Annotated in this window: 4 protein-coding genes; 3 read left to right on the top strand and 1 reads right to left on the bottom strand. The window is 56.9% G+C overall.

Going from position 1 to position 6,000, the window contains the following annotated elements; all coding sequences use genetic code 11:
• Positions 1–554: 554 nt before the first annotated feature.
• Positions 555–758 (bottom strand): cold-shock protein, encoded by a 204-nt coding sequence (locus OCK02_RS24900; protein ID WP_263815371.1) that lies wholly within the window; start codon positions 756–758, stop codon positions 555–557.
• A gap of 526 nt (positions 759–1,284) precedes the next feature.
• On the opposite strand from OCK02_RS24900, the gene xth reads away from it, so the two are divergent.
• The 3 genes from xth to OCK02_RS24885 all read left to right on the top strand — a co-directional run bounded on the left by xth (position 1,285) and on the right by OCK02_RS24885 (position 4,122).
• Positions 1,285–2,091, top strand: coding sequence for an exodeoxyribonuclease III (gene xth, locus OCK02_RS24895; RefSeq protein ID WP_263815376.1), 807 nt, complete (start codon positions 1,285–1,287; stop codon positions 2,089–2,091).
• The gene (locus tag OCK02_RS24890; RefSeq protein WP_263815370.1) at positions 2,081–2,299 is read left to right on the top strand and encodes a hypothetical protein; all 219 of its coding nucleotides are present in this window, start codon (positions 2,081–2,083) and stop codon (positions 2,297–2,299) included. Before xth ends, OCK02_RS24890 begins: the two co-directional genes overlap by 11 nt.
• Before the next feature lie 947 nt (positions 2,300–3,246).
• Entirely contained in the window at positions 3,247–4,122 is an 876-nt protein-coding gene (locus OCK02_RS24885) for an SDR family oxidoreductase (RefSeq protein ID WP_318530159.1), read from the top strand.
• Positions 4,123–6,000: the final 1,878 nt, after the last annotated feature.

Raw genomic sequence — 6,000 nt, 5'->3', positions numbered from 1 at the left:
TCTTTGACAAACCGACCCTACCGGAAAAACACTGATGGCCACCGCTAACCTGCTACACCACTCCCTGGGACATCATCCACGGGACATTTTCATACCCGATCTGCACATCGACACTTTGAAAATTAAGAGTCGCAATTTCCACTGAAGAACCAGGTGCCTCATGATCTGGGAAGATGCCATTGCCTTCAGAGAAGGTGTTCCATTTTGTATGTGGAAGATATCGGCCTACCCACCCTCCGGACAACAAAGAGCATCGGCTACGTGAACACGCTTACAAGATTTGGGAACAATAAGGCCGTCCCGACGGTAGCCACGACGATCACCGGCGGCGCTCGGAAGAACAGGGTGGGTTGACCGGGCAAGGATCTGAGGACGTTACCAAGGTCAATCAAAACGCTGACATGTGTTTGCCGGACGTGGCTATAACACCAAGTATCCGGTCGCCGTCGTTGCCCACTCCCGACTAATACGTTCTGGCGGCGAACAACCCGATCTAGCCAGAATGTATCCGCCAGCCTGCACGCTTCAGCAGGCTGGCGAAAGCTAAGGTGAGGCTAGAGCAGCGAAACGTTCTCTGCCTTGGACTTTCCAGTTTTCCGATCCTGACCGACTTCAAAGCTGACCTTGTCACCTTCGTGGAGGGAGCCACCGCGCTCGAGAGACGAAACGTGGACGAACACGTCCTGTCCGCCATTGTCCGGCGTGATAAAGCCGAACCCCTTGTCAACGTTGAAAAACTTTACCGTACCTGTGGCCATCGGGCTCTTTTCCTTTTGTAATCTCTTAGGATTGCGAAGGAAATCTATAGCGCTTGAGCTTGCCGTCAACACTTTGATAAGACCGCACGTGTCGACGAACTGGGATCTTGCGGTGGCGTGCGCAATCTGCTTCACGGAAGGCGCGCCGCGCACCCATCAGTTCGTTCACAAGACCGGTTCGGATCTCCTCGTCGAGCGCGGGATCGCTCTTACGCCGCAGACTTCGGCGACGACAAATAGCGTCCATCCGGCGTCTCGGGTGCTGTAGATTGCCGAATGACACCGCTTGCATCAGAGTAGAGGAACCATAGAAGGCCGAAAGGGTTTCAACGTGGAGATCGCGGTGTGTCAATGGGACACGACGGGATGGCCAAACGTAGCGATTTTTCCGATTTGTCGCCGTGGGGAACGAAACGCCAGGCGAGCACCCAACCTGTCCGCCACGATCTCGTCAAGTCGACCGAAACGACGTTTATCCGGGGACGGCATGGAACGATTCGAAGCGGGGGGCGAGGGTAATAGCACCGTGAAAATTGCAACCTACAATGTCAACGGCGTCAATGGTCGCCTCCAGGTGCTGCTTCGCTGGTTGAAGCAGTCGTCGCCTGACGTAGCTTGTCTGCAGGAACTCAAGGCACCAAACACAAAATTTCCCGCCAAGGCGTTAGAGGCCGCCGGCTACGGTGCGGTCTGGCAAGGACAGAAGAGCTGGAACGGCGTCGCAATCATCGCGCGGGACAAAGAACCTTTGCTCACTCGCAGAGGACTTCCCGGCGATCCTGACGATACTCACAGTCGCTACATTGAGGCTGCAGTCGACGGGATGATAATCGGCTGCTTGTATCTCCCCAACGGCAACCCCTATCCCGGCCCGAAGTTTGCATACAAGCTTGGTTGGTTCAAACGCCTCACTGCCTATGCGGCCGAACTGCGGGACCTAGACGTACCAGTAGTACTCGCCGGCGATTACAATGTCATGCCGACGGAGCTCGACGTCTACAAACCGGAGCGCTGGGTGAATGATGCCCTCTTCCGGGTTGAGGTGCGCGACGCCTATAGGCGGCTCGTCGATCAGGGATGGACGGACGCGATCAGAGTGCTGCATCCCGGAGAGCGTGTTTACACTTTCTGGGACTACTTTCGTAATGCCTTCGCGAGAGATGCGGGCCTCAGGATAGATCACTTCCTCCTTACGCCGCAAGTCGCCGCGCGGCTTGCTAGTGCAGGCGTGGACAAGGAAGTCCGAGGATGGGAGCACACAAGCGACCATGCGCCAGCATGGATCGAGCTATCAGAAGTGGCGACCAGAAGGAGGAACCGGAATGGGAAGTGACTGGCGGGAAGAGGTTCGTGCAGCGGTTGAGAATCTGGTGGACAAGGCGGTCACCGGCGGAGCGTTGCAGGCGGAGGTTTACGCCGAGGCGATAAAGGAAATCGAACGTCTAAAAAATGCGGACGAACGTGATCCTGACCCCTCAGATGACATGTCCGAGTTAACTCTCGAGGAGCCTGCAAACGACTGGCCTGCGGCAAAACGTTAAGGCTGGGATGCCCGCAAACTCCACAACTTGATTTGCGTGCCGGTGGTCGCGGCACGCCGTGAGCGCGCCGTCGTCCTCGAACCACGTGCCGACGCATGGTCGCTCAGTTGGGGGAACGAGGTGCGCCCCGAAATGTCCTGGTTAGTTGAAATCAAGAACGAGGCCGATCACGCGCGGATCTCGCCGGTGAAAATGGTCGATCCAGCAAAAGATCGCGCCAGCCAGGGTGGGAGACCCTTTCAGGAGAGCCCCGACGAGCACGCTCCAAGGCTTCGCAGTTGGCAGAAGAACTGGCGACAAGGTGCCACGCTACGCGCACCGCCTAAAGGACGGAATAGGATAGCCTTTGATGACGGTAGGACTGCATCGGCCCTGAGAGTATAGCCGGATATTAGCGCTCCCCAGCGCCTCCGCCGTCGCGAGAAAAACGACATTCCGCAAGACAGCTGTCAATAATAGCCAGGAGATTATTCAGGTCTGAGTGCCTAAATATTTTGTTGTGTTTCCGCCCTGCTGGAAAAACTGGATATTCCAGCGGCGTGATAAACGAAGGACTTGGACATGGAACTTTCTCCCACTATGGGCGAGAGTAGCCATCTCTCTGTCGCTCCTGCCATACCTACGCAACTGAAAAGGCATTGTGCGCCCAATCGTCGGTCGCGTCTACCGCAATCGGCATCGAAACCCGTGGGGCGATAGCACCTTTGTGGTGGCGGATCGCCCACCCGCCTTCACAACAGTTCCAGGTCGATTCCGAAGCTGATTCGTCTCTAAAGAACGAGTTGCGGGGAACCAAACTCTCTTCCGAGTGTTCGGGTTCTACCACCTCGGAGAACAACGCGATCTCAAGTCCCGCGGATCTTTCGGAATCTGCCAGCGTCGCTCTGACGCTAGCTGCTTGCTTCCAGGTCGTGCGGATGAGAAGAACATGCAAGGATGTCCGCAAAATGGAAAACCCGACAACGAAGTACCCCAAGCCGCCCTTCGAAAAACAATCGCAGCCATTTCCCGGTCTCGCCGGAAAAATGAACCCCAAGCCGGACCATGGAGAGACATCGTACACGGGCTCTGGTAGGCTTGCGGGACGCAAGGCATTGATAACCGGCGGGGATTCTGGGATGGGACGTGCGGCTGCGATCGCCTATGCTCGAGAAGGCGCGGACGTTGCTATCAACTATCTTTCCGCAGAAGAGCCTGATGCGCAGGAAGTCATCGCGCTGATCAAAAGGGAAGGCCGTAAGGGTATCGCGCTGCCGGGCGATCTTCGTGACGAAGACTTCTGCGTGGAACTCGTCGAGAATGCCGTCGACGCGCTCGGCGGTCTCGATATTCTGGTGAACAATGCTGGCCGGCAGCAACAAGCACAGGCCCTGTCTGATATTACTACGGAAGCCTTCGACGCGACGATGAAGACGAATATCTATGCAATGTTCTGGCTGACGAAGGCGGCGCTAAGGCACCTCAAGCCGGGGTCTTCTATTATTCAGACGACCTCGGTGCAGGCGTATGATCCGTCGGACAACCTCGTTGACTATGCAATCACCAAGGCTGCCGGCCTGAGCTTCACGAAGTCAATGGCCAAACAACTCGGCCCAAGGGGCATCCGAGTCAACGGTGTCGCGCCAGGTCCGGTGTGGACGCCATTGCAGGTGGCGGGCGGCGCGACGATGGACAAGCTTCAGGAGTTCGGTGGCGACACCCCTCTTAACCGTCCAGGGCAGCCCGCCGAACTCGCATCGATTTACGTCCAGCTTGCCGACAACAGCGCAAGTTTCTCGACCGGTCAAGTTTATGGGGCTGCTGGCGGTGGCGGTCATCCATGACTAGTGATTGATCCTGATCACGTTAGTCGACCGGGCGCTTGGTCCCGAAAGACTGCGCCGAGGGCAAGAAAGAAGAAACCGAGAATTGCACCAGCTGAACCGCGGGGCGGCCAGGCCGTATCTCAGGGACATCGTCAGTTGGTACGTGCGTTGATCTGACGGTGACCAGCGGTCCGATGGCGCACGCCCGGCATGTTACGCTCCAGAGTGTCCGAACTGGGGCATGCGCTTCTAGGACCGCGGCTCCCAATGCCTAATCAAATGGCGTCGGCTCGCGGTCGCTATCAGCAAGGTGCGGTCTTGGCACGACGAGGTCGGTCGCTGGCGGCTGTGCGATCTGGCGCACTAACTTTTTTTAAGAGCTTCGCATTTCGGGGGGCAAGCAGACGCTCAGCCGTTAACATGACGCGAAAGTCCCATGCCATTGAGGACTATAAAAATTTTCCGCGCCGAAGTGCCTCAGAGTCAGTACGTACGCCGCCCATGATCTGGCATACCGTGCATAGCGCGTAAATTCATGGGCGCGCTGAGCACTACCATCGCTAATAGAGCATTTAGCAGAGTTCCAGCCGGCAACGCAGTGGCATTAGCGAAGTCCGAAAAACGACAGTACCGCGATCACAACAACGATGAGGCCTACGATGTAGATTATCTGGTTCATTACAGTCTCCTTCCACCCTGAACTACGCCTACACAACGAGATCACTGGCGAATGGTTCCCAGTAGTTTCGAAGTCTCTCGCCACTCAACCGTTTTGATGTCCGGCTCTACGTTGCAGAGGGCTGGGGGCGGAAGACACGTTTGTCTTCAAGAAGGGGAGTGACAGTACCGCGTCCGGCACGGGTCGGCACCCGATCTTCGACTTCAGCAAGATGCAGGCCGAGAAGATCGTTATGAGCCCAATTGATGCCAATTGAAAGGCATCAGGCAACCAGGCTTTCAAATTCATCGGCTGACTTGAACGGGGATGGCAAAGGCGATTCCGGCATCCATCTAAATGTTAGCCTGTCTTTGCGAAGGGCCGTTTCCTACTCTGAACGACAGGTCATCCGGCAATTGACGGGTTCGCCAACCGCGGGCCTGCGCATGAGAACATAAAAAGAACAAATTGGCGATGCGGACGCCACTTTGACAACGCGACAGCGTGCTTGCTGTGATAAAGCGCGTGTCTCGCCGCAAACGAACCCAATCAGAGACGCTCACGAAGCTCAACGAGCGTGAAACCGTCCTTGCCGATCACGATGGCGAGGCCGGTGCCGCCGTGGCGACGGGTTTGCCGCCGCCACCTGCGACAGCAGCTCATATTGCGCAAGACACCATCAACCGCGGCACGGTTCGCCACTCGTCGCCGATCGCACACGCTTCGCCGAACCCGATTCCGTGAGGAAGGCGGAGGGAGTCCGAACGCCCTGCCTAACTCGTCGAGACGACACCGCACGGTTGCGTTCTTCGCGGGTATTCGGGTGCCGCAATGGAGAGTGTGCGGAAGATCAAGGAGGGACTGATTTTGACAAATCTGTTTGACTTCCCGACCAGGGAACGAAATGGGATTGGTGGCCCATCCATCAGAAGACCATGCCGGTCCTTGCGACCCGGCGACAGGATCGAGACCTGGCTCACAGCTTCATGGGAGGAGGCAAAGCTTACGAGCGCTGCCTGACGTCGAGCTGACCGTGCTCCCTACAATGCCGGCAACCTGGCGGCGATTTGTTTCGCTGAGCAGGGGTTCGACGCGGGGCAAGGAAGCCCCAGTTCGATATAGCGGCAGGAGGCAGATCAGAGCTGGCCTCGGGTGTATAGGTGGCCTCGATTTCGGCAATCAATTGCTGTTGGCGCACGCTGTGAGGTTTCGGAAACAGATCGCCGAAAACACATTCA

The organism is Rhizobium sp. TRM96647, from assembly GCF_025780115.1.
In the GTDB taxonomy this organism is placed as follows: Bacteria; Pseudomonadota; Alphaproteobacteria; order Rhizobiales; family Rhizobiaceae; genus Mycoplana.
The sequence above is the reverse complement of the archived record's forward strand: the minus strand, read 5'-3'. Positions and strand labels throughout refer to the sequence as shown.

What these genes read in the sequence shown, in the direction of transcription:
- OCK02_RS24885 (WP_318530159.1), top strand. Translation starts at nt 3,247, where the DNA reads ATGGAAAACCCGACAACGAAGTACCCCAAGCCGCCCTTCGAAAAACAA.
- OCK02_RS24890 (WP_263815370.1), top strand. Translation starts at nt 2,081, where the DNA reads ATGGGAAGTGACTGGCGGGAAGAGGTTCGTGCAGCGGTTGAGAATCTG.
- OCK02_RS24900 (WP_263815371.1), bottom strand. Translation starts at nt 758, where the DNA reads ATGGCCACAGGTACGGTAAAGTTTTTCAACGTTGACAAGGGGTTCGGC.